Origin of the sequence: Vibrio sp. HA2012 (genome assembly GCF_002812955.1) — a bacterium.
Taxonomy (GTDB): domain Bacteria; phylum Pseudomonadota; class Gammaproteobacteria; order Enterobacterales; family Vibrionaceae; genus Vibrio.
In genome coordinates, this window is sequence record NZ_PFXK01000002.1 from 128207 (window position 1) to 150027 (window position 21821).

The following is a 21821-nucleotide window of genomic DNA, read 5'->3' on the forward strand; positions in this document are numbered from 1 at the left end:
TTCTAGAAGGTTTTTAATAATGAGTTCAACAGACAACACTCAAAACAGCGAACAGTTCGATCAGGCACAAGCGGCTCGGTCACGCAAAAAAGGTTTTATCGGATTGGCGGCAGCCATTGTTATTGCAGCCGGTGGTTATGGTGCCTACTGGCATTTTATCGGATCCCGTTATATCAGTACTGACAACGCTTATGCTGCCGTTGAAATTGCAGCTGTAACTCCAGCGGTCGGCGGTATCGTTTCTCAGGTCAATGTGGTTGATACCCTGTATGTCAATAAGGGAGATGTACTGGTCACTATCGATGATACTGATGCCCGGATTGCACTGGCTCAGGCTGAAGCCGATTATGCGTTGGCTAAGCGTCGGGTGCGCAGCTATCAGGCCAATGATGAAGGTCTGGATGCTTTGGTCAATGCTCGAGAAGAAGATGAAAAAAGAGCTCGAGCGCAACTGGAGTCAGCACAGGCTAACTACCAGCGCGCTAAGATCGATCTGGAACGTCGTGAAGATCTGGTTAAATCAGGATCGGTATCCGGAGAAGAACTGACTAATGCCAAAACAGCATTTACTCAGGCCCAGGCAAATTTGAATGTGGCAAAAGCGGCGGTAAATCAGTCGGTTGCTAACCGCATGTCTACTATTGGTAATCAAAAGGCCAATGCTGCACTGATTGATAACACAACAGTGGATAATAACCCACAAGTCTTGCTGGCTAAAGCTCAGCTTGATCAGGCTAAAATCAATCTGGAACGCACGGTTATCCGAGCACCGATCAGTGGTGTGATTGCTCAACGTCAAGTACAGGTCGGCCGCCGGGTTCAGGTTGGCGCTCCTTTGATGACAGTTGTCCCTGTGCATGATATGCATATCGACGCAAACTTTAAAGAAGTTGAGCTGCGTGAAGTTCAGGTTGGTCAGGAAGTGGAAGTCACTTCTGATCTGTATGGTGATGACGTTGTTTACCATGGTGTTATCACGGGTCTTTCTGGCGGCACAGGTTCTGCGTTTTCTATGATCCCGGCACAAAATGCAACAGGGAACTGGATTAAAGTGGTACAACGCCTTCCTGTGCGTATCGAACTGGATGCCAACGAACTTCAGGCTCACCCACTGCAGGTTGGTTTGTCTATGGAAGTGACGGTGGATACAAAATCACAGGTAGCGAAAGAAGTACTGGCACAGTACCAAGCAGTGAACGGATCTGAACAGGGTTAAGGTGAAGTATGAGTTCTGCTTCTGATCAAAACCAAGTTCAGCCGTTATCCGGAGGAGCCCTGTTTCTCGGGGTTCTTTGTCTGGCGATGGCCAACTTTCTGGCCATTCTGGATACGACGATTGCGAACGTGTCTGTATCGAACATTGCCGGAAGCCTCGGAACATCAACCAGTCAGGGCACTTATGTCATCACGTCTTATGCGGTAGCAGAAGCGATTTCTGTACCACTGACTGGCTGGCTGGCGTCTCGTTTCGGTTCAATCCGGGTGTTTGCAACCTGTTTTATTATGTTTGGGATCTTTTCACTTTTTTGTGGAATGGCAACGAATATGACGTCTCTGGTGGCGTTCCGGGTTCTGCTGGGATTTTCTGGTGGTCCTTTGATGCCGCTGTCGCAGACGTTGATGATCCGTATCTTTCCGAAAGATAAAAGTCATGCTGCTATTGGTATCTGGAGTATGACTACTCTGGTTGCACCTATTATGGGGCCGATACTGGGTGGTGTGTTGTGTGACCAGCTTAGCTGGCCGTATATTTTCTTTTTCAAGGTGCCGTTTGCGATCATTGCGGGTTATGCAAGCTGGAAGCTGCTGAAGAAATTTGAAACTAAAACAGACAAGTCCGGTATTGATGTGGTTGGCCTGGTGCTGTTGGTTGTGTGGGTTGCTGCACTGCAGATTATGCTCGATGAGGGTAAAGATCACGACTGGTTTGAATCTGCCCGGATAACCACACTGGGTATCGTTGCAGCCATTGGCTTTGCTTCTTTCCTGATTTGGGAAATGACGGCACGTAAACCCGTGGTTGACCTGAAGGTATTCCGGCACCGGGGATTTACTACCTCAATGATGACCTTATCCTTAGGGTTCGGAGCATTTTTTGCAATATCGGTGATCACACCGCTCTGGTTACAGATCTATATGGGATATACGGCAACGATATCCGGCTATGCAACAGCAACTATGGGGATACTGGCGGTATTTCTGGCTCCGTTGATTGCAAATCTGTCCAGTAAATTTGACCCGAGGCCGTTTGTGTTTGCCGGGGTATTATGGCTGGGGTTGTGGACCTTTATCCGTAGTTATGCCAATTTAGATATGACGTTTGCACAGGTAAGCTGGCCGATGTTTTTTCAGGGGATCGGCATGCCGCTGTTCTTTGTCCCCCTGACAGCAATAGCTCTTGGATGTGTTAATCCGAATGAGATGGAGTCGGCGGCTGGCCTGATGAACTTTATCCGGACACTCTCTGGTGCCTTTGCTACTTCTATGATTAATACGTCATGGGAGCGGGAAACAAGGTATGTGCATTCTGAACTGTCAGGTTTGACCGATCAGCATGGTGTTGCGACTCATGCAATGCAGTCCACTGGGATGTCTATGGATCAGATCCGGGGTTCCGTTGACTGGATAGTACAAAAGCAAAGTGTGATGGTTGCGACGAATCAATTGTTTGTGATTATTGCAGTGATATTTGCAGTAGCCGCCTGTGTTATCTGGCTGGCTCCGAAACCGAAGCATTCGGTTGACCCGGGGGCGGCACACTAACCAGCATTCCGTTCTGATCATTTAGTCATCGAATAAAAAGCCCGTATGAAATCATACGGGCTTTTGCATTAAGAAAAAGTCAGTATGGGGATGCTTATTTAGTTGCAGAAATACCACATAACGTCAATAAATCAGCCTTTTTCAGATAGGTTTCCAGTGCCGGTACTACCCGGAAAGCATTCCGTAGATCCTGATATTGTTGCCGGAGTTCTTCAGGATCTCGGCACTGCCTCTTATGGGCTCTGAGCAGGGTATTTTTGTCCGTTGCCCGGGAAGAGACAAATTCAATAACATCAACCTGATAACCGAGCATCTCCAGCAATAATGCACGCATGGAATCAGCCAGCATATACAGCATTCTGTCCCGGTATATGGTGTGACGTGTTATACCTTTAGTCGTTTTCATTGTCTGCATTGATTTTTTTATGCTGTGTTGGCAGCAGGATGCAGAAAGAATATGTCTGGCCTGATTCTGTGCCCCCAGTAGGATGGCTTTATCTGTTGCAGTATCACAAGCGTGCAGTGAATAAGCCAGATCCACTTTTCCTTGATGTTGGTAGGTCGCAATATCACAGGCATGGAAGAACATGTCACTGAAGCCGAGCTGTTGTGCAAATTCACGGTTTTTATCCATCAGCCGTTCATTTATATCGATACAATGCAACTGGACGGGCCGTTTCATGATTATCTGGTAAAAGTAATACACGATAAAACTCAGATAGCAGTTTCCGGCTCCGCTATCAATAATGACCAGTTCACGTTTTGTTGAGTAATGTCTTAGCTGGCTATGTATAGTTTCTAAATAGGCCAGGATCTGTTCCAGTTTTTTACTCTTATCCTGGAACTGTTTTTGCTGTGGCAGGAGCAATCCGAAATGGGTCGAAAACTCTGCCAGCTGTATTTTAGTCTCATGCCCGATTAGCATGAATCCTCCTGAAAAAATACAGATGAGGTGCTGACAGCAAAGAGGGGTTTATACTACGGGAAGAGGGGAATGCATTGAAGAAGCCATCCTGCAGACAGACCCATACAAAGCATCAGATACACCCCATCATTACGTCTGAACGTAATAAATCAAAATAAAGTCACCGCAGTGCGGTAACCGTTAAGTTAAAGGGGACTGAGTTTTGTATTGGCTTTGCTACAGTTCCAGAATTACCGTCTTACGATCTCGTCGTTCCGGATGGGCTTTTCCTTAATTTAACTGGTGATTGAATATTAAGCGGGCTAAGGATACTCCTTAGCCGCTGGGATGTCTATTTAAATGGATAAGGAGAAGTACTCTTATCCGACCCGGATATCGCTAGGCTTACGGTGCATGGTTTGCTTGAATTTTGTTGAGAAATAGTTACTGTCTGAATAGCCGACCATAAAGGCAATATCTGTTACGGATATATCGGTATTGATCAGTAAAGAAATGGCATTTTTTGCCCGGATAAAATGCAGGTACTGGTTAAAGCTCATACCTGTTATATCTTTGATTGCTTTGGATAACAGACGTGAAGAAACTTTAACGTGTTGTGCAATCTCATCAATATTCAGGGGCTGGTCGTAGTTTTTATTCATAAAAACAATAGAAGAAAGAAGCCTGTCTTCCTGTGTCAGGATCCGCTCATCTTGAATTCGGCCTCTCCACAATTCTACAACCAATTGCTGAAACAGAAGCTCGGACATTGCCCTGGATTCTGCGCAGTGGGTGTGAGATTCGTGATCCAGCCTTTCTATGATGTAATTGACTCTCAGCGCGGTTTCATCATCAATAAACCAGTCAACGGTCTCTTCTTCTGGCTGAGGGAGGTACTTTTCCAGCAGAGCAGAAGAACTGAGTTGATCTTTTTTATACAGTATGTTGCATAAAAATAGTTCATCAACTTGTTCGATCAAATGCCGGTCTTTTTTCCCGACAAAGCAAACATAATTTCTGCTTAAATTCATAGGGATATCATTGACCACATGAATGCCATTTCCTTTAGACACCACAATAATCTCATCAAATGAGTGGTCATGTTCCGGAAACACCTGCTGTGGAGAGCGGGGTTCAGTAGTAACAGACATTTTTGAATTCAGAAAATATTCGTTGGATTGTAAATGAATCATGCATCAGTTCCGTATTGACTTGGGATACACATCTGAAAACAGGTTGCTTATTGCTCTGATGTCAGAGTAGCAGATTAAAAATTCACCGATGTTTGTATGGTTATGAAAATGTGAATCAGATAACGACTAACTGTAAAAATACGCCTGTCTTTGAGATGTTTATGGTGTTTTTTCAAAGGTAAGTCAGGATGACTGCTCTTATGATTAGTCAGGTAATATCAATATGTGAGTTTAAGTCTATCTTTTTGAATTTATACAGAGAAAGCGGAGGCTCTACTAACTTACCGATAAACATGCAGAGATAACCTGGAAGCAGGAGGTTTTCCGGGTAATGGATGGCATAACTAAAAATGAAAAAAGCACTATTCGGATCCGACAGCAGGGAAAATAACAAGATAATGGCTGTTAACCGATCTGAATCTACTAATTAACGTGAAGTTAACTCTTAATGAAACGGAGTCAAAACAATGAAAGTGATAAACCTATTTAAATCTGTTCTGGTGGCAGCTTGTCTGTTATCCAGCAGCTTAATTCATGCCGCCGAGATGCGTATTGGATTAGTGGTCAAAGCGCAGGGTATTGGCTTCTTTGAAGCTGCTTATGCGGGGGCAGAGCAGGCCGCTCAGGAAATTGCCGAGGATGTGAAGATTATTTACACCGGACCTGTGACTCCTACGGCAGAAGGTCAAATAGAAATTGTTAACTCATTGATTGCACAGAGAGTTGATGCAATTGTCATTTCTGCTAACGATACCGATGCACTGGTTCCTATCCTGAAAAAAGCACAACAGCGCGGAATTAAGGTCGTGTCATTTGATTCTGGTGTTGCTGTACCGGGAAGAGCGGTACATCTAAATCCTTCCAGTAATGAACTTATTGGTAAAATTAATGTTGATCTGGCTTCTGTTGCTGTTAAAGCAACAAACAGTGAGAAAGGTGACATTGCTATTTTAAGTGCCAGTCCGACAGCCACTAATCAGAACATCTGGATCGATGAAATGAAAAAAGTACTGCCCGGGCATCCTGAACTCAATCTGGTGGCGACGGTATATGGGGATGATCTGGCAGATAAGAGTTACCGTGAAACTAAAGGGCTGATCAATACCTATCCAAACCTGAAAGCTATCGTTGCACCGACATCTGTAGGAATTGTAGCTGCCGCTCAGGCGGTAACGGATATGGGGAAAACCGGTGAAGTCTATGTTACCGGATTGGGCCTTCCTTCCGAATTAGCCGGGCATGTGGAATCTGGAGCAGTTAAGAGTTTTGCTATCTGGAATCCTATTGATCTTGGTTATGCCGCTACCATGATTTCTTACCATTTGATTAAAGGTGATGCAACGGCAACTGAAGTTGCAATGGGACGTATGGGTGTTGCAAAACTGGATAAAGACGGTAACGCAGCTATGGCTTCTCCGTTTATTTATGACATCACCAACGTTGAGAAATTCGCTAAAATTTTCTGAGTCGGTATTTCGTAACGGAAGAATAAAGTGAAGAAGCGAGACAGGTGCAGAAATGTTTCTTTTGCCTGTCTCCCCTTATTTCTAGAGAGTTTGTGACAGAAAGGGATAGTCATGCCAGAGTCAACCCCCATTTTCTCATTGCGGGATATCAGTAAGCATTTTCCCGGAGTGAAAGCGCTGGATAAAGTTCAGCTTGATCTGTATCCGGGACAGGTTACGGCCTTAGTCGGAGAAAACGGAGCTGGTAAATCAACGCTGGTTAAAGTCATGACCGGTATTCATCAGCCCACATCAGGCCAACTGTTTTTAGATCAGCAGGAGATTCATCTGGATACACCGGATGATGCCCGTAAATTTGGTATTACAGCAATACATCAGGAAACGGTATTGTTTGATGAACTGAGTGTGGCGGAAAATATTTTTGCCGGACACTATCTGGCAAATGCCTCAGGCAGTCTGGACTGGAAACGAATGGAGCAGGAAGCAGGCCGGATCCTAAAAGAAATTGATGCTCCTCTAGAGCCCGGAAAGATACTGAAAGAATTAAGTATTGGCCAGAGACATATGGTGGCAATAGCAAGGGCGCTCTCTTTTGATGCCAAAGTCGTAATATTAGATGAGCCGACGGCCGCACTTTCTCACCGGGAGATTGAAGATTTTTATCAGATTGTACGACGGTTGCAGAATAAAGGCTGTGCAATCATGTTTATCAGTCATAAGTTTGATGAAATTTATACGATTGCAGATCGGTATATGGTTTTCAGAGATGGCTGTTATATCGGCGACGGTATATTAAAAGACGTTGAAGAATCTGAGTTAGTGTCCATGATGGTCGGCAGAACCATTGATAATGCCTACCCTAAATCGGATGTAGAGATTGGTCATAAGGTGCTTGAAGTGAGCAACTACTCGCATCCAACGGAGTTTGATGACATCACTTTTGATCTTCATCAGGGTGAAATACTGGGTTTCTACGGCTTGGTTGGCGCAGGTCGTACCGAATTGATGCAATCTCTTTTTGGGGTAACAAAAAATTCCAAAGGCACAATTAAAGTCGATTTCGAAAATATCGCTATAAAATCCCCTTCTGATGCAATTAAGAACGGCATTGTTTACGTTCCGGAAGAACGGCAGAGTCAGGGCGTTGTTCTTGAATTTCCTATTTACCAGAATATCGGTTTGCCGCAATTAGATAAAATTAATTCAGGCGGACTTCTTAATAAAGATGCTGAGTATGGGTTAGCGGATGAGTACGCCAAAAGACTAAGAGTCAAAGCTCCTGACTGGCATGAAAGTGTCGAAAATCTGTCCGGGGGTAATCAGCAGAAAGTGGTTATTGGTAAATGGCTGGCCACTTTGCCTAAGGTGATCATTCTAGATGAGCCGACAAAGGGTATTGATATTGGTTCAAAAGCGGCAGTGCACGAATTTATGTCTGAACTTACGACTCTCGGACTGAGTGTCATTATGGTTTCATCTGAGTTACCGGAAGTGATGGGAATGGCGGATCGAATCATTGTGATGCGTGAAGGGTTAATTGTGGACGAGTTTGCAAGGCATGAATTTACAGCAGAAAAGCTGGTGAGTGCCGCGACAGGGGTAACCGGAGGTGTTCAGTGAAACATTTATTCAAAAGCAGGGAATCCCAGTTAGCACTGGTCGTTCTTGTGTTACTCGGTGCTATTGGATTTATCATTCCTGATTTCTTAGCATTTGGTAATTTGTTGAGTGTGTATAACGATACATCAATACTCATCATTCTGGCGCTGGGTCAGATGCTGGTGATTATCACCCGTTGTATTGATTTGTCAGTTGCCGCTAATGTGGCCTTAACCGGTATGGTTGTTGCCACTATTAATAATTTGTACCCTGAGTTTCCCATATCATTGCTGATTTTGCTGGGGGCGGGTCTGGGAACCGTACTGGGAATGATTAATGGCTGGCTGGTATGGAAAATGAATATACCGGCGATAGTCGTTACACTCGGCACTATGGCTATATATCGGGGAACAGTATTTCTAATCAGTAAAGGCGCATGGATTAATGCTCATCAGATGAGCGCTCATTTTTTAGAGATCCCGCGTTTTGAAATAATGGGATTACCTGTTCTTGGCTGGTGTTCTGTTGCGATCATCGGTGTTATGTACTATTTCACCCGACATCGCCAGCTAGGACGAAAAATATACGCAGCCGGAAATAGTCCGACCGCCGCATATTATATTGGTGTGGATGTTGGTAAGAAACAGTTTATCGCCTTTACTGTTTCCGGCTTTATGGCGGGGATCTCCGGTTATTTGTGGATCTCTCGTTATGCCGTCGCTTACGTTGATATTGCGAATGGCTTTGAGCTGCAGGTCATCGCTGCCTGTGTTATCGGTGGAGTCAGTATTGCCGGAGGAACCGGAACCGTTGTGGGTTGTCTTCTGGGGGCTCTTTTCTTAGGCATTATTAATAATGCATTACCTGTGATCGGTATTTCTCCATTCTGGCAAATGGCGATATCCGGATTGGTCATCATTATTGCGGTGATTGCAAACTCTCGTTCGGAGCGTAAAGCCGGTCGGATTATATTGCGTAAAGCCGTACAAAATGCATCCTGATATTAACTGAGGACTTGAGAATGGAAAAAATAAATAATCAGTCTCTGGGAAATAAGCCTTCAGGGACAAAAAATCTGCCGGAATGGATGTTTGGCTGGGAATCATTTCTGCTGATCACTGCCATTATTGTATTTATTATAAATTGTTTCGCATCCCCTTATTTTTTGGATCCATGGTCATTATCGGATGCTACATTTAACTTTTCAGAGAAAGCAATTATAGCCTTGCCACTGGCTTTGGTTATTATTGTAAGAGAAATCGATATCTCTGTTGCTTCTATTATTGCACTTAGTTCTACAGCCATGGGATTTGTTGCCCAGTGGGGAGGGGGATTATTTTTGATCTGTATGGCAGGACTTGCTGTCGGTACTCTATGTGGTTTATTTAATGGGTTACTGGTGACCCGGTTGAATATTCCTTCTATTGTTGTAACGATAGGAACCATGAGCCTGTTCAGAGGAATCACTTATATCTTATTGGGTGATAATGCCCTGAATGATTATCCGGAATCTTTCGCTTATTTCGGGCAAGGTTATGTTGTATCGGTTCTCAGTTTTGAATTTATCAGCTTTCTCCTGTTAGCGGTGGTATTTTATGTGATTCTACAGAGAACTAATTTTGGCCGGCGTACTTATGCCATCGGCAATAATCCGACAGCTTCTTATTACTCTGGAATTAATGTAGCCAGACATAAGTTAATTCTATTTAGTCTGGTGGGGCTGTTTTGTGGTATTGCTTCAATCATGTTGACTTCACGGCTGGGCAGTACAAGGCCAACCATTGCACTTGGCTGGGAACTGAGCATCATTACAATGGTTGTTTTAGGTGGAGTGAGTATTCTTGGAGGGTCAGGTACTATTATTGGTGTGGTTATTTCTGTATTCCTGATGGGATTAGTTACGGTCGGACTTGGACTGCTTAATATACCAGGGATTGTTATGTCAATTATTATAGGTATGATGCTTATCAGTGTTATAGCTTTACCAAAAATATATAAACAAATAAAAAATCGTGTAAAAATCTGATAAATCAAGGGAATATTATGTCTGATCAATATATCAGAAAAGCATTTTTAATGTCTGTGAATGAAGGTTGTCATGCTGAATATGAAAAGAGGCATGATGAGATATGGCCAGAACTGGTTCGGGTATTGAAAGAACACGGAGCGAGAAATTACTCCATATTTTTGGAGCCGGGCAGCAGTCAATTGTTTGCTTATGTCGAAATAGAAAGTGAAGAGCGCTGGAATCAGGTCGCTGATACAGAAGAGTGTCAGAAGTGGTGGGCCTTTATGAAAGATATCATGGCAACCAATCCGGATAACTCACCGGTTTCTCTGGAACTGAAAAACGTGTTTTATCTGGAATAACCACTATTTTTTTGCCGTTATTTTAAGCACATTAGCTATTTCAGATATATTAATCGTGTAAAGAGCGCCGGAACCGGGATGTTTTCCTGGCTCCGGCGCTTTTTTGTATCCTGGATCCGGTCTTGTCACCATCAGGTGTCTGCGGTGGATCGAGCATCGGTCAACTGAATATCAGAAAATTTGAAATGCCGCAGGGTTTTCTTGAAAAAAAGGCCAGTTACCCGATTCTGAGGGTTAAAAATTGAAGTTATTTTTTTATGAGAAGCAGTTTAATAGTCCTAAATAACAAGGGGTGTTAAACACTATGAAAGCTGTGATTGCAATAGACCTTGGCGCGTCCAGCGGACGCGTGATGGTCGGTTATCTGGAGCAGGAAAAACTTCGCCTTGAAGAGTTTCACCGTTTTCAGAACCAGCAGGTGATACAGGGGAATGAATCCTGCTGGGATCTTTATTCAATCCTGGAAGAAATCAAAGTGGGTATCAATAAAGTGATATCGACTGGAATCGAAGTCTGTTCGCTGGGGATTGATACCTGGGGGGTTGATTTTGTACTTCTGGATAAATTCGGTCAGCATCTGGGGGAATTCGTCAGTTACCGGGATGCCCGGACGAACGGTATCTTGGATAAGCTGACTCTCGACAGCGGACTGAGTCTGGATGATATCTATAACATCACGGGTATTCAGTTTTTGCCATTTAATACCATCAACCAGTTGAAGGCCATCTATGACCAGAAACCTGAGTGGTATGGCGCTATTGATACACTATTGTTTATTCCTGATTATCTGAATTACAAACTGTGTGGCGTTAAGCATTGTGAATACACCAATGCGTCAACCAGTCAACTGCTGAACTGTCAGGAAAAAACCTGGAGTGAGACCCTAATTAAAGCCAGCGGAGCCAAAATGAACTGGTTCCTGCCACCCAAAATGCCAAACCGGATTATTGGTCAGTATCAGTTGGGCGATATTCAGATCCCGGTCTGTTCGGTTGCCAGTCATGATACTGCTTCAGCGGTGGCTGCGACGCCAATCCCTGATAATAACACTGCCTATCTGAGTTCCGGTACCTGGTCACTGGTCGGTATTGAAAGTGAAGAACCGTATACCGGTGAGCTTGCGTATCGCTATAACCTGACCAATGAAGGTGGGGTGGATGGGCGCTATCGGGTACTGAAGAACATTATGGGTCTATGGCTGATCCAGCGAATTAAGGCTGAGAATCCGTCACTGACTTTTCCGGATATCGCCATGCTGGCGCGTCAGGCTGAACCGTTTAAGTACATTGTTAATCCGAACGATGATGATTTCCTGAATCCGTCTTCCATGACTCAGGCTATTCAGAACTGGTTTAAGAAGCGAAATCAAGACGGTCCGGAGACGCTTTCAGAAGTTGTCCGCTGTGTCTATGACAGTCTGGTGCTGGCTTATGACGATGCTCTGAATCAGATCGCTGAGGTCTCCGGAAGGGATATACGGGAACTGCGCATTGTTGGCGGAGGCACTAAAGATCAATTTCTGAATCAGCTTTGTGCGGATGTGTGTCAGATAAAGGTTTCGACAGAACCGACAGAAGCATCGGCACTGGGCAATGTGATTAACCAGTTTATTGCTTCTGACGTCATCACATCGCTGGGAGAAGCTCGGCAGATTATCGATGCGTCTTCCGAAGTTCACTATTTCACAGCAAATACAATTGAGGGATTGGAGCAGATCAAATCCCGCTATCAACAGATAACTAGGTAGGTAAGAAAGATGAGTAAAGAGCAGATCTCTTCAGCATATGAACAGGCAAAAAGCGTTTTTGAAAAATACGGGGTAGATACCGATAAAGCGTTAGAACTGTTAAAAGATATTCCTATTTCTATGCACTGCTGGCAGGGCGATGATGTGAGAGGTTTTGAATCTCCGGATGTGGCACTGAGTGGCGGGATTCAGACTACGGGTAATTATCCGGGGGCGGCTAAAACACCCGCTGAACTTCGTGCTGATATGGAAAAAGCTTTCTCTCTTATCCCGGGGAAAAAACGTGTCAACCTGCATGCTATTTATTTGGATACGGACGAAAAAGTAGAACGAGATCAGATCAAACCGGAACATTTTGACCGCTGGGTTGAATGGGCGAAAGCACAGGATCTGGGGCTGGATTTTAATCCAACACTCTTCTCACATCCCAAAGCTGATGATGGTCTGACGCTGTCTCATCCGGATGAAGAAATCCGAGCTTTTTGGATTGAACACGTAAAAGCAAGCCGTAAGATTTCTGAATACTTTGGCCGCCAGTTGGGAACGCCTTCCTTTATGAATATCTGGATCCCGGATGGCATGAAAGACCAGCCTTTTGACCGTCTGTCTCCACGTCAGCGCTTGATGGATTCACTGGATAAGGCTCTGGAAGAAAAAATTGATACGGCGTATCACATTGATGCAGTGGAAAGTAAGCTGTTTGGTATTGGCGCTGAAGCGTACACCGTAGGCAGTAATGAATTCTATCTGGCGTATGCGACCAGTCGTGGCACCGGACTGTGTCTGGATGCAGGACATTTTCATCCGACAGAGATGATCAGCGATAAAATCAGTGCCTGTTCACTGTACGTGAAAGATTTGCTGCTGCATGTTACCCGTCCTATTCGCTGGGATTCTGATCATGTTGTTTCCTTTGATGATGAAACTCAGGCCATCATGCGCGAAATCGTACGTAACGATCTACTTGACCGGGTGTCGATAGGTCTGGATTTCTTCGATGCTTCGATCAACCGTATTGCAGCATGGGTTATCGGTACCCGTAATGCGCAGAAAGCTCTGCTGAAAGCCTTGCTGGAGCCGAAGGCTCAGTTGAAAGCAGCAGAAGATTCCTTTGATTACACCACTCGTTTTGGTCTTATCGAAGAAGCGCATGCTTTGCCATGGTCTGCTGTATGGGATTACTACTGCCAGAAAAACAATGTACCTGTCGGTTTTGACTGGATTAATGAGGTGAAAGATTACGAAGCTACGGTATTGGTTGCCCGTTAAGTCATCTGTTTTTATCCGGAAAATGACGGAATACATTCCCATGCTCCGGCATGGGAATTCATTCGATTCGAAGAGATTTATCCGGATACCGGTTTTTCACGATAACTCAGTTTTTAGAAAGGTTTATTCTTATGATTACGTTAAATGATGCGGTTAAACAAGAAGTAGAAAAAGTCAGAGAAGTCTCTCAATATCTTTGGCAGAGAGAATGGGCCGAGCGCAACGGCGGTAATATTTCTGTCGATCTGACAGACATTTTTGGTGAAGTCGGAGATATACAGGTTCCGGAAAAGAGACTGCCACTGCAATTACCAATGGAAAGTGCAGGAAGAATTTATTATGTCAAAGGTACCGGACAGCGTATTCGTGAACTGAGAGATCCGGATTATGCCGGCTGTATCCTGCAGATTAATAATAAAGCCGATGGTTATAAAATTATCTGGGGAGGGAAAGCCAGCACAGATTTTGCACCGACATCGGAATTTATCAGTCATATTAAAATCCTTGTAGCAAAAAGAAACACAGGTTCTGACCATAAGTCTGTTGTTCACACTCATCCACTGGAGCTGATCGCACTTTCTCATCATCCGGACATTGCCAAGAGCAGCGAACTGTTTACGTATACTTGCTGGAAGATGCTGCCGGAAGTGCGCGCTTTCGTTCCCCGGGGCATCGGCATGATCCCATATTGTCTTCCATCATCAGAAGAACTGGCTGACGGAACAACAGCAGCATTGCTGGAAAACGATGTTGCTATCTGGGAAAAACATGGCGCAACTGCATCCGGCGCAGACGTATTACAAGCATTCGACTACATCGACGTAGCAAATAAAGGCGCAAAACTGTACCTGATGTGTACAGCCGCCGGTTATGAGCCCGAAGGTGTGTCCAAAGAAAACATGGAGATTCTTAAGCAAGAATTTAACTTATGAGGTAATTAACTATGAGTGTATTTAAACTCGCATTTCCCAAAATAAACTTTTCCGGTGTTGGTGCTATTGAAGCACTGGTTGAGCGTCTGCTGGCTGAACACGGGCAGGAAAAAGGTTTGCTGATCTGTGACCCTGCAATGGTTGAGCTTGGTTTTACAGCAAAACTGATGGAGAGTGAACTGAATCTGACGCTGTTCAGTGATGTCCGGCCTAACCCGGATACGAATACGGTGAACAGTGCTTATGACTTATATGTAAGTTCTGGATCTGGCTATGTCATTGGTTTTGGCGGCGGCAGTTCGATTGATACGGCAAAGGCGATTAAGATCCTGTCAGCGAACGAAGGCCCGATTGCCAAATACAATGGTATTGAACAGGTTAAGGTTCTGGGCGCTCCTCTGTACGCTATCAATACCACTGCAGGTACTGCTGCTGAGGTAACCAGTAACGCAGTGATCACTGATACTGCGACTCACGTTAAGCATGTAATTATTTCCGATAAGATCATTCCTGATATTTCGGTTAACGATCCTAGCGTGATGCTGGGTATTCCGGCTTCAGTGACGGCGGCAACCGGTATTGATGCACTGACTCACGCAGTAGAGTCTTACGTTTCTGTCGGAGCACATAAACTGACAGACTATATTTCTCTGGAATCGATAAGAACCATTGCTGAAAATCTGCCCAAAGCGGTAGACGACGGGTCGGATGTGGATGCGCGTGAAATGATGGCTTATGGTCAGTTTATTGCTGGTTTGTCATTCAACAGTGCTGGGTTGGGTATGGTGCATGCTATGGCTCACCCGGCTGGCGCGCAAAAAGATCTGCCGCATGGTGTATGTAACGCCATTCTGCTGCCTATTGTGTCTGAATTTAACCGTCCGTTCCGGGTAGAAAAATTCGCGAAAGTGGCAGAGGCTCTGGGTGTTGATACATCAGCAATGTCGGTTGAAGAAGCCAGTATCGCTGCGATTGATGCACTAAAAGCACTGAATAAACGCGTTGGTATTCCGGCTGGTTTCGGTGAATTGGGTGTAACCGTTGAAGATACCCTAAGTTGGGTAGATGATGCGATGGCTGACCCATGTGCCGGCGGTAACCCGGAACCTATGAGCCGCGAGCAGGTGATTGAATTATATCGTAAATCTTTGTAAGTCGGTTAAGCGGAGAGGCTCCATTCTCCGCTTTTTTTGTCGCGAAAAATAGCATATCCCCGAATATCGGCCCCTTATCTGCCTTTCCGTAATGCCAACTCAGCGTTTTATAGCCATTGGTTAATGACTTTCTGACCGTGGGATTTCACTGCTTTTGTCATGTCATTTATTTACGCGACTTATGGTTTTGAGTCCCGGTCTATTGAGTCGATGCATATCTTTCCTTCTCTATTTATGAACTTTGTGATGGTGTTCAGGTTTTGTTCACATCTTGGTGGACAATTTTCATCGACATACTTACATTTACCCTGAATATATAACGTGACCTGAATAAATATTCAGAAGGACAAAAGCAATGAATAATAAATTATTAAAAACAAGCCTATTAGCTCTATCCGTAGCCTTCTCTGGCTTTGCCTCAGCAGACAACGGATTAATAGCAATTATTACTCCATCTCATGACAACCCATTTTTTAAAGCCGAAGCTATGGGAGCAAAGGAGAAAGCAGAAGCTCTGGGGTATACGACTCTGGTTGCCTCGCATGATGATGATGCGAATAAACAGGATCAACTCATCACGACGGCAATCGCCCGTAAGGCTAAAGCGATTATTATCGATAACGCTGGATCTGATGTAACTATTGGTTCTATTGCAAAAGCAAAAGAAGCTGGGGTTCCTTCGTTTTTGATTGATAGAGAAATCAATAAAACGGGTGTGGCCATCTCTCAGATTGTATCTAATAACTATCAGGGGGCTCAACTTGGGGCTGAAAAATTTGTTGAGCTGATGGGAGGAGAAGGGAACTATGTAGAACTTCTCGGGCGTGAATCCGATACCAACGCACATGTTCGGTCACAAGGCTATCACGATATTATAGATGATTACTCTGATATGAAAATGGTGGCTCAGCAGTCTGCTAACTGGAGTCAGACAGAAGCATTTACTCGTATGGAATCCATTCTGCAAGCTAACCCTGATATCAAGGGAGTGATTTCAGGTAACGATACAATGGCTCTCGGTGCAGAAGCTGCGTTGCGGGCGGCAGGAAGGACAGATGTTTTTGTAGTTGGCTTTGATGGTAGTGACTATGTAAGAGATTCTATCCTTGCGGATTCTAATATTAAAGCGACGGTTTTACAGCCAGCCTGGGATCAAGCTCAAATGGCTGTTATGCAGGCTGATCAATATATTAAGACAGGTAAAACAGGTTTGGATGAGAAACAACTTATGGATTGTATTCTTATTGATGAAAATAATGCGAAGAAACTGGATACCTTTGCTCTTAATTAAGCTTGTTATGAGCCAGAAATATCTGGCTCTTTTTTACAGAAATGTATCAGGAAAGGAATATTCAGATGATAAGTATTGAAAAAATAGGAAAATTATCACTTATCTCCTTATTTTGTTTATCTCTTTCAGCTTGTGAAGTCGTTGATCTCGATGCGAATGGTAATCCCATCATTCCAATGTCAGCAGAGGAAGCTGCATCGATAAAAAATATGACACCAAAAGCGTTAGCAGAACAATTTTGGGGTGATGTATTAACTGAGGCAAAACAGAAATCGGTAAATTTCGATCTCCTCTCTCTGGAAAATAATACCAGTACCTTTATCAAATTGAGGGGAAAAATTATTCAGGTTGATACTTCCAGTAAAAATGCCACGATGACAGTTAAAGCATTATCTCAACAAATCACTGTGCAGATAGGGCCTATTATCAGAGGCAATGCTATCCGGGATGCCGCATCATTCCTCACGTTTGATCAATTTAAAAATCAGGTTCAGTTTGCCAGACTTTCTAAGGAGCTGAATAAGAAGGCGATGACCTCTTTTGTCAGACCTGATGAATCCTGGACTGATAGTGATGTTGATATGATTGCTGCAGTTACTGTGAAGGAGCAGAAAATTTCTGAAGTCATTCCCATTGAAATTATTAAGAGGTAATAGACATGGGTAATATTAAATCTGACGTAATAATACATGCTGAGCATATATCTATGCTTTTTCCAGGCACTAAAGCTTTAGATAATGTGTCGTATAACGTTTATCGTGGGGCAGTTAATGTCATCATCGGTGAGAATGGAGCAGGTAAATCAACTCTGATGAAAATTCTGGCGGGTGTTCAGCAACCAACGGAAGGACAGTTATACATTAATGATAAACCAGTCACTATAGATAGTACTCGTAGTGCAGCAGACCATGGTATTGGAATGGTGCATCAGGAGTTGAATCTTTCGGAAAACCTGTCTGTTGCGGAGAATATTTTTCTTGGGCGAGAGCAGCAAAAGGGACTTGCCCCGATAGATAATGCAGCTCAATGTGCCGTTGCTGCACAGTTGATGGAGCGGCTAAAACAGAATATTGACCCTAATGAACTGGTTTCAAATCTGAAAGTAGGACAAAAGCAACTGGTTGAAATTGCTAAAGCTTTATCTGGCAACGTAGATGTGTTGATTTTGGACGAGCCTACTTCCGCATTGAGTAAAACAGAAGTCGAAATTTTGTTCGATGTTATTCGGGATCTCACCAGCCAAGGTGTATCAATTGTTTATATTTCTCACCGTCTGGAAGAATTGATGACGATTGGTACCTATATCACTATTCTTCGCGACGGTAAGTTTCAATCGGAAGCGGCGGTAGAAGATATTGATGTGCCATGGATTGTGCGGGAAATGTTGGGTAGCGACCCTGTCACGGATTTTCTGCCAGCTGACCGACAGTTTGGGCATAAGGTATTGGAAGCCGATAATATTTTACTGGTTGGTGAAAATGAATCTCATCTGGTTGATGATGTTTCTTTTGCCGTAAAAGAAGGTGAAATAGTGGGTATCTATGGGCTGATGGGGGCAGGGAGAACCGAGTTATTTGAATGTCTGGTTGGTAAATCTACCTACTCCGGACGTTTTTCTCTGAATGGAAAGATCATTAGTCCGACAACCAGTACACCTGATCGCATAAAAATGGGGATAGGTCTGGTACCGGAAGACCGTAAAGAATCAGGCATTTTCCCTATCAGCTCTGTTGCAACAAATTTAACAATTTCAAGTCTTTGGAAGCGTCTGAAAGGAATGGTCATTTCTGACCAGGAAGAAGACAACGCTGTTGAAAATGCCATAAAGAATCTTTCTATCAAAGTATCATCACCACAGGTAGAAATACAGGCTTTAAGTGGAGGTAATCAGCAGAAAGTCGTGATCGGGCGTTCACTGTTAACCGAGCCTAAGGTTCTGTTATTGGATGAGCCTACCCGGGGGATTGATGTCGGTGCAAAAGGGGATGTTTTTGAGATGATGGTTAAATTATCAGAACAAGGTATTGGCGTATTGTTTTCGACCTCCGATTTGAAAGAGATTATGGCTGTTTCTGACCGTATTTTGGTGATGTCTAATGGAAAATTGACCGCCGATGTAATACGTACGGAAACAACGGAAGAAGAATTAGTTCTAGCAAGTGCGCAAGGGTTTTAATTATGAAAATGAAAGCAATTGATGAGGGAATGACTATGTCTGCATCTCAATTTAATTCAGCCAGTTTAGGGTTACTACTGCTCAAGTTGAGAACCTTTATTGCACTGTTTATCATTTTGGGATTTTTCTCATTTATGGTTGATGGCTTTCTGGCGCCGGCAAGCTTGATCATTATGATCAAGCATATATCAATTAATGCTTTTTTAGCTCTGGGAATCACTTTCCTGATTATTACAGCCGGGATAGACCTTTCCATTGGAGCCACATTAGGTTTTTGCGGCATGGTGGCTGGTTACATGATCTCCAAAGGGATTGTGCTTCCGATATTTGGTATCGCTATTTTCCCGAGTGTCTGGGTCATTGTACCCGTGGTATTGGTTATCGGTGGGCTGCTTGGGTCTCTGAACGGTCTGATTATCACCCGCTATAACGTTGCACCGTTTATCTGTACTTTGGGAACCATGTATATCATCCGTGGCGCAGCCATGTTGCTTTCTGGTGGTGAAACATTTCCGGGGCTGCAAGGTAACCCTGAGCTGGGTAATACAGGCTTTGAAGTGATTGGTGCTGGTTATCTGTTCGGTATTCCTTATGCAATCTGGCTGATGTTTATCGTAGCCGGGATCATTGCTTATGTTGCTAAGAAGCTGCCATTTGGCCGCCATGTCTACGCTATCGGTGATAATGAAAGAGCGGCAGAGCTATCGGGTATCAAGGTTAAGAATGTCAAAGTGTGGGTTTACACCATTTCCGGTCTGTGTGCTGCAATCGCCGGGCTGGTTGTTACATCGCAGCTCGTTGCCAGCCATCCGGCAACAGGTACGGCCTTTGAAATGAATGCCATTGCTGCGGTTGTACTTGGTGGTACATCGCTGGCCGGTGGTCGGGGCACAGTTGCCGGTACTCTTATCGGTGCGTTTGTTATCGGTATCCTGGCAGATGGGCTGGTCATGATGGGCGTCAGTGAATTCTGGCAAATGGTGATTAAAGGTATCGTAATTATTATTGCTGTTATTATTGATCAAATGCAGAGCAGAATGCAGTACAAAGCTGCCATTACTTCTCAAAAATCAGTGAACTAGTGTTAATGGAAGGGCAAAAGTATACCGTGGTCAAAGTTTAAGTTAACAAGACTATTTTTTTGCCTTGTTTGAATATATATTCAGCATTGAATATATTGGAGGTTGTTATGAATCCGTATCGTTTATCAATTGATGAACTAAAGACAAAAGCCACCGATATTCGTAAGCGAATTGTGGTATTGAACTCGGAAAGTCCGGCTGGCGGGCATACCGGAGCCGATTTATCTCAGGTAGATATAGTCACATCGCTATACTTCCGGGTGCTCAACTGTGCACCGGATCGTCTCGATGATCCAGAGCGTGATATTTATATTCAGTCGAAGGGACATGCTGCTGGCGGTTATTACTGCTGTCTGGCTGAGGCTGGTTATTTCCCTGTAGATTGGTTACCGACGTATCAGCATGCTGATTCCAAATTACCGGGTCACCCCGTCAGACATAAAACACCAGGTGTTGAGCTAAATACCGGTGCACTGGGACATGGTCTGCCTGTTGCGGTAGGGCTTGCTCTGGCGGCAAAAAAAAGTGGCAGTAAGCGGAAAATCTATGTGGTTACTGGTGATGGTGAACTGGCTGAAGGCAGTAATTGGGAAGCAGCTCTTGTTGCTGCCCACTATAAACTGGATAACCTGATAATTATTAATGATAAGAACAAACTTCAGTTGGCGGGCTTTACCAACGATATTATGAAAACCGATCCTCTGGATAAAAAGTGGGAAGCATTTGGTATGCAAGTCTCTCTATGTGAAGGAAATGATGTTGAATCAGTGGTTACAACGCTGGAAGGCCTAAAGCCAGAAGGTAAACCGCATGTTGTAATAGCCAACACAATAAAAGGAGCCGGAGTTTCATTTATTCAGGGACGTCCGGAATGGCATCATCGTGTACCTAAAGGTGAAGAAGTTAACCTGGCACTGGAGGAACTGAACTATGCGTAAGGCTGAACATTTTGCAAATATCATGGTTGAGCGGTTTATTTCTGCAGTTAACCGGGGGATCGATTTGGTTCCTGTTGTTGCTGATTCGACCTCAACAGCTAAAATTGCGCCATTTGTTAAAGAATTTCCTGACCGTCTTATTAATGTGGGGATTGCAGAACAGACTCTCATCGGTGCAGCCGCTGGTTTGGCCTTGGGAGGAAAGGTAGCAGTGACCTGTAATGCCGCACCATTTCTTATTTCACGTGCCAATGAGCAAGTCAAAGTTGATGTTTGCTATAACAACACGAACGTTAAGCTGTTTGGTCTGAACTCAGGAGCCAGCTATGGACCGTTAGCCAGTACACATCACAGTATCGATGATATCAGTATAATGCGGGGGTTCGGCAATATAGAGATTTATGCTCCGGCAAGTCCGATGCAGTGCCGTCAGATTATTGATTATGCAATAGATAAAGTCGGCCCGGTTTATATTCGAATGGATGGTAAAGAGTTGCCGGAAGTATTTGAGGACGGCTATACATTTAATCCCGGACAGATCGACCAACTTTCTGATGGTACTGATATTGCACTGATCGGAATGGGTTCAGTCATGCATGAAGTGTGTGATGCCGCAGAGCGGCTGGAGAAAGAAGGTGTCTCTGTGAAAGTCATCTGTCTTGCTTCTATCCGTCCATGTAATGTCGCGGATTTGGCCAATAAATTATCTGGAATACAATACGCCATTACCGTAGAAGAACATAACGTCAACGGTGGTGTCGGCGCTCTGGTCGCGGAAGTTATTGCTGAGTACGGTACGAATACCAAACTGAAAAGACAGGGTATTCAGGACGGTGGCTATGCGTTAGCTGCGGATCGTAAATCGCTGCGTGCATATCACGGTCTGGACGCAGACGGAATTGTTGCACAGGCACATAGTCTCATTAAGGAACATTAA

19 protein-coding genes are annotated in these 21821 nt (G+C 44.1%); 17 read left to right on the top strand and 2 right to left on the bottom strand.

Features of this window, described 5'->3' with window-relative positions:
- Nucleotides 1-19 precede the first annotated feature (19 nt).
- Nucleotides 20-1216: an HlyD family secretion protein gene (locus CSW98_RS04530; RefSeq protein ID WP_100799273.1), complete on the top strand. Its 1197-nt coding sequence runs from the start codon at nucleotides 20-22 to the stop codon at nucleotides 1214-1216.
- 8 nt (nucleotides 1217-1224) lie between these two features.
- The gene (locus CSW98_RS04535; RefSeq protein ID WP_100799274.1) at nucleotides 1225-2763 is read left to right on the top strand and encodes an MDR family MFS transporter; all 1539 of its coding nucleotides are present in this window, start codon (nucleotides 1225-1227) and stop codon (nucleotides 2761-2763) included.
- Nucleotides 2764-2857: 94 nt separating this feature from the next.
- On the opposite strand, the gene CSW98_RS04540 is transcribed toward CSW98_RS04535, so the two are convergent.
- Together CSW98_RS04540 and CSW98_RS04545 are read right to left on the bottom strand one after the other, a co-directional pair.
- Nucleotides 2858-3688, bottom strand: coding sequence for a class I SAM-dependent methyltransferase (locus tag CSW98_RS04540; protein WP_100799275.1), 831 nt, complete (start codon nucleotides 3686-3688; stop codon nucleotides 2858-2860).
- Between the two features lie 359 nt (nucleotides 3689-4047).
- On the bottom strand, nucleotides 4048-4860 hold the full coding sequence (locus CSW98_RS04545) for an AraC family transcriptional regulator (RefSeq protein WP_100799276.1): 813 nt from the start codon (nucleotides 4858-4860) through the stop codon (nucleotides 4048-4050).
- 467 nt (nucleotides 4861-5327) lie between these two features.
- Between CSW98_RS04545 and rhaS the strand changes: the two genes are divergently transcribed.
- The 15 genes from rhaS (at nucleotide 5328) to CSW98_RS04620 (ending at nucleotide 21821) form a co-directional block, all read left to right on the top strand.
- Nucleotides 5328-6326, top strand: a complete 999-nt coding sequence (gene rhaS, locus CSW98_RS04550) for a rhamnose ABC transporter substrate-binding protein (protein ID WP_100799277.1) — start codon at nucleotides 5328-5330, stop codon at nucleotides 6324-6326.
- A gap of 111 nt (nucleotides 6327-6437) precedes the next feature.
- Nucleotides 6438-7946 (top strand): sugar ABC transporter ATP-binding protein, encoded by a 1509-nt coding sequence (locus tag CSW98_RS04555; protein ID WP_100799278.1) that lies wholly within the window; start codon nucleotides 6438-6440, stop codon nucleotides 7944-7946.
- Nucleotides 7943-8926: an ABC transporter permease gene (locus tag CSW98_RS04560; RefSeq protein ID WP_100799279.1), complete on the top strand. Its 984-nt coding sequence runs from the start codon at nucleotides 7943-7945 to the stop codon at nucleotides 8924-8926. Before CSW98_RS04555 ends, CSW98_RS04560 begins: the two co-directional genes overlap by 4 nt.
- Before the next feature lie 20 nt (nucleotides 8927-8946).
- Nucleotides 8947-9951, top strand: a complete 1005-nt coding sequence (locus CSW98_RS04565; protein WP_100799280.1) for an ABC transporter permease — start codon at nucleotides 8947-8949, stop codon at nucleotides 9949-9951.
- Nucleotides 9952-9968: 17 nt separating this feature from the next.
- Nucleotides 9969-10295 (top strand): L-rhamnose mutarotase, encoded by a 327-nt coding sequence (gene rhaM / locus CSW98_RS04570; RefSeq protein WP_100799281.1) that lies wholly within the window; start codon nucleotides 9969-9971, stop codon nucleotides 10293-10295.
- Between the two features lie 304 nt (nucleotides 10296-10599).
- Nucleotides 10600-12042 (top strand): rhamnulokinase, encoded by a 1443-nt coding sequence (rhaB, locus tag CSW98_RS04575; RefSeq protein ID WP_100799282.1) that lies wholly within the window; start codon nucleotides 10600-10602, stop codon nucleotides 12040-12042.
- Between the two features lie 9 nt (nucleotides 12043-12051).
- On the top strand, nucleotides 12052-13311 hold the full coding sequence (locus tag CSW98_RS04580) for an L-rhamnose isomerase (protein WP_100799283.1): 1260 nt from the start codon (nucleotides 12052-12054) through the stop codon (nucleotides 13309-13311).
- A 131-nt stretch (nucleotides 13312-13442) separates the two neighbouring features.
- Complete coding sequence (rhaD, locus tag CSW98_RS04585; protein WP_100799284.1) at nucleotides 13443-14243, top strand: rhamnulose-1-phosphate aldolase; 801 nt, start codon at nucleotides 13443-13445, stop codon at nucleotides 14241-14243.
- A gap of 11 nt (nucleotides 14244-14254) precedes the next feature.
- Nucleotides 14255-15397 (top strand): iron-containing alcohol dehydrogenase, encoded by a 1143-nt coding sequence (locus CSW98_RS04590; protein ID WP_100799285.1) that lies wholly within the window; start codon nucleotides 14255-14257, stop codon nucleotides 15395-15397.
- Nucleotides 15398-15752: 355 nt separating this feature from the next.
- A complete protein-coding gene (locus CSW98_RS04595) occupies nucleotides 15753-16688 on the top strand; it encodes a D-ribose ABC transporter substrate-binding protein (protein ID WP_100799286.1) in 936 nt (311 codons plus the stop codon).
- Between the two features lie 65 nt (nucleotides 16689-16753).
- A complete protein-coding gene (locus tag CSW98_RS04600) occupies nucleotides 16754-17341 on the top strand; it encodes a DUF2291 family protein (RefSeq protein ID WP_157810327.1) in 588 nt (195 codons plus the stop codon).
- 5 nt (nucleotides 17342-17346) lie between these two features.
- On the top strand, nucleotides 17347-18864 hold the full coding sequence (locus CSW98_RS04605) for a sugar ABC transporter ATP-binding protein (RefSeq protein WP_198517273.1): 1518 nt from the start codon (nucleotides 17347-17349) through the stop codon (nucleotides 18862-18864).
- Nucleotides 18865-18866: 2 nt separating this feature from the next.
- Complete coding sequence (locus CSW98_RS04610; protein WP_100799288.1) at nucleotides 18867-19946, top strand: ABC transporter permease; 1080 nt, start codon at nucleotides 18867-18869, stop codon at nucleotides 19944-19946.
- A gap of 107 nt (nucleotides 19947-20053) precedes the next feature.
- On the top strand, nucleotides 20054-20884 hold the full coding sequence (locus CSW98_RS04615) for a transketolase (protein WP_100799289.1): 831 nt from the start codon (nucleotides 20054-20056) through the stop codon (nucleotides 20882-20884).
- A complete protein-coding gene (locus CSW98_RS04620; protein WP_100799290.1) occupies nucleotides 20877-21821 on the top strand; it encodes a transketolase family protein in 945 nt (314 codons plus the stop codon). The genes CSW98_RS04615 and CSW98_RS04620 overlap by 8 nt, the downstream gene beginning before the upstream one ends.

Excerpts from the sequence above, each read along its gene's own strand:
- CSW98_RS04600 (WP_157810327.1), top strand. The coding sequence starts at position 16,754 with ATGATAAGTATTGAAAAAATAGGAAAATTATCACTTATCTCCTTATTT.
- rhaB (WP_100799282.1), top strand. The coding sequence starts at position 10,600 with ATGAAAGCTGTGATTGCAATAGACCTTGGCGCGTCCAGCGGACGCGTG.
- CSW98_RS04620 (WP_100799290.1), top strand. The coding sequence starts at position 20,877 with ATGCGTAAGGCTGAACATTTTGCAAATATCATGGTTGAGCGGTTTATT.
- CSW98_RS04545 (WP_100799276.1), bottom strand. The coding sequence starts at position 4,860 with ATGATTCATTTACAATCCAACGAATATTTTCTGAATTCAAAAATGTCT.
- CSW98_RS04595 (WP_100799286.1), top strand. The coding sequence starts at position 15,753 with ATGAATAATAAATTATTAAAAACAAGCCTATTAGCTCTATCCGTAGCC.
- rhaM (WP_100799281.1), top strand. The coding sequence starts at position 9,969 with ATGTCTGATCAATATATCAGAAAAGCATTTTTAATGTCTGTGAATGAA.
- CSW98_RS04565 (WP_100799280.1), top strand. The coding sequence starts at position 8,947 with ATGGAAAAAATAAATAATCAGTCTCTGGGAAATAAGCCTTCAGGGACA.
- CSW98_RS04540 (WP_100799275.1), bottom strand. The coding sequence starts at position 3,688 with ATGCTAATCGGGCATGAGACTAAAATACAGCTGGCAGAGTTTTCGACC.
- CSW98_RS04615 (WP_100799289.1), top strand. The coding sequence starts at position 20,054 with ATGAATCCGTATCGTTTATCAATTGATGAACTAAAGACAAAAGCCACC.
- CSW98_RS04530 (WP_100799273.1), top strand. The coding sequence starts at position 20 with ATGAGTTCAACAGACAACACTCAAAACAGCGAACAGTTCGATCAGGCA.
- CSW98_RS04610 (WP_100799288.1), top strand. The coding sequence starts at position 18,867 with ATGAAAATGAAAGCAATTGATGAGGGAATGACTATGTCTGCATCTCAA.
- CSW98_RS04580 (WP_100799283.1), top strand. The coding sequence starts at position 12,052 with ATGAGTAAAGAGCAGATCTCTTCAGCATATGAACAGGCAAAAAGCGTT.
- CSW98_RS04605 (WP_198517273.1), top strand. The coding sequence starts at position 17,347 with ATGGGTAATATTAAATCTGACGTAATAATACATGCTGAGCATATATCT.
- rhaS (WP_100799277.1), top strand. The coding sequence starts at position 5,328 with ATGAAAGTGATAAACCTATTTAAATCTGTTCTGGTGGCAGCTTGTCTG.
- CSW98_RS04535 (WP_100799274.1), top strand. The coding sequence starts at position 1,225 with ATGAGTTCTGCTTCTGATCAAAACCAAGTTCAGCCGTTATCCGGAGGA.
- rhaD (WP_100799284.1), top strand. The coding sequence starts at position 13,443 with ATGATTACGTTAAATGATGCGGTTAAACAAGAAGTAGAAAAAGTCAGA.
- CSW98_RS04590 (WP_100799285.1), top strand. The coding sequence starts at position 14,255 with ATGAGTGTATTTAAACTCGCATTTCCCAAAATAAACTTTTCCGGTGTT.
- CSW98_RS04555 (WP_100799278.1), top strand. The coding sequence starts at position 6,438 with ATGCCAGAGTCAACCCCCATTTTCTCATTGCGGGATATCAGTAAGCAT.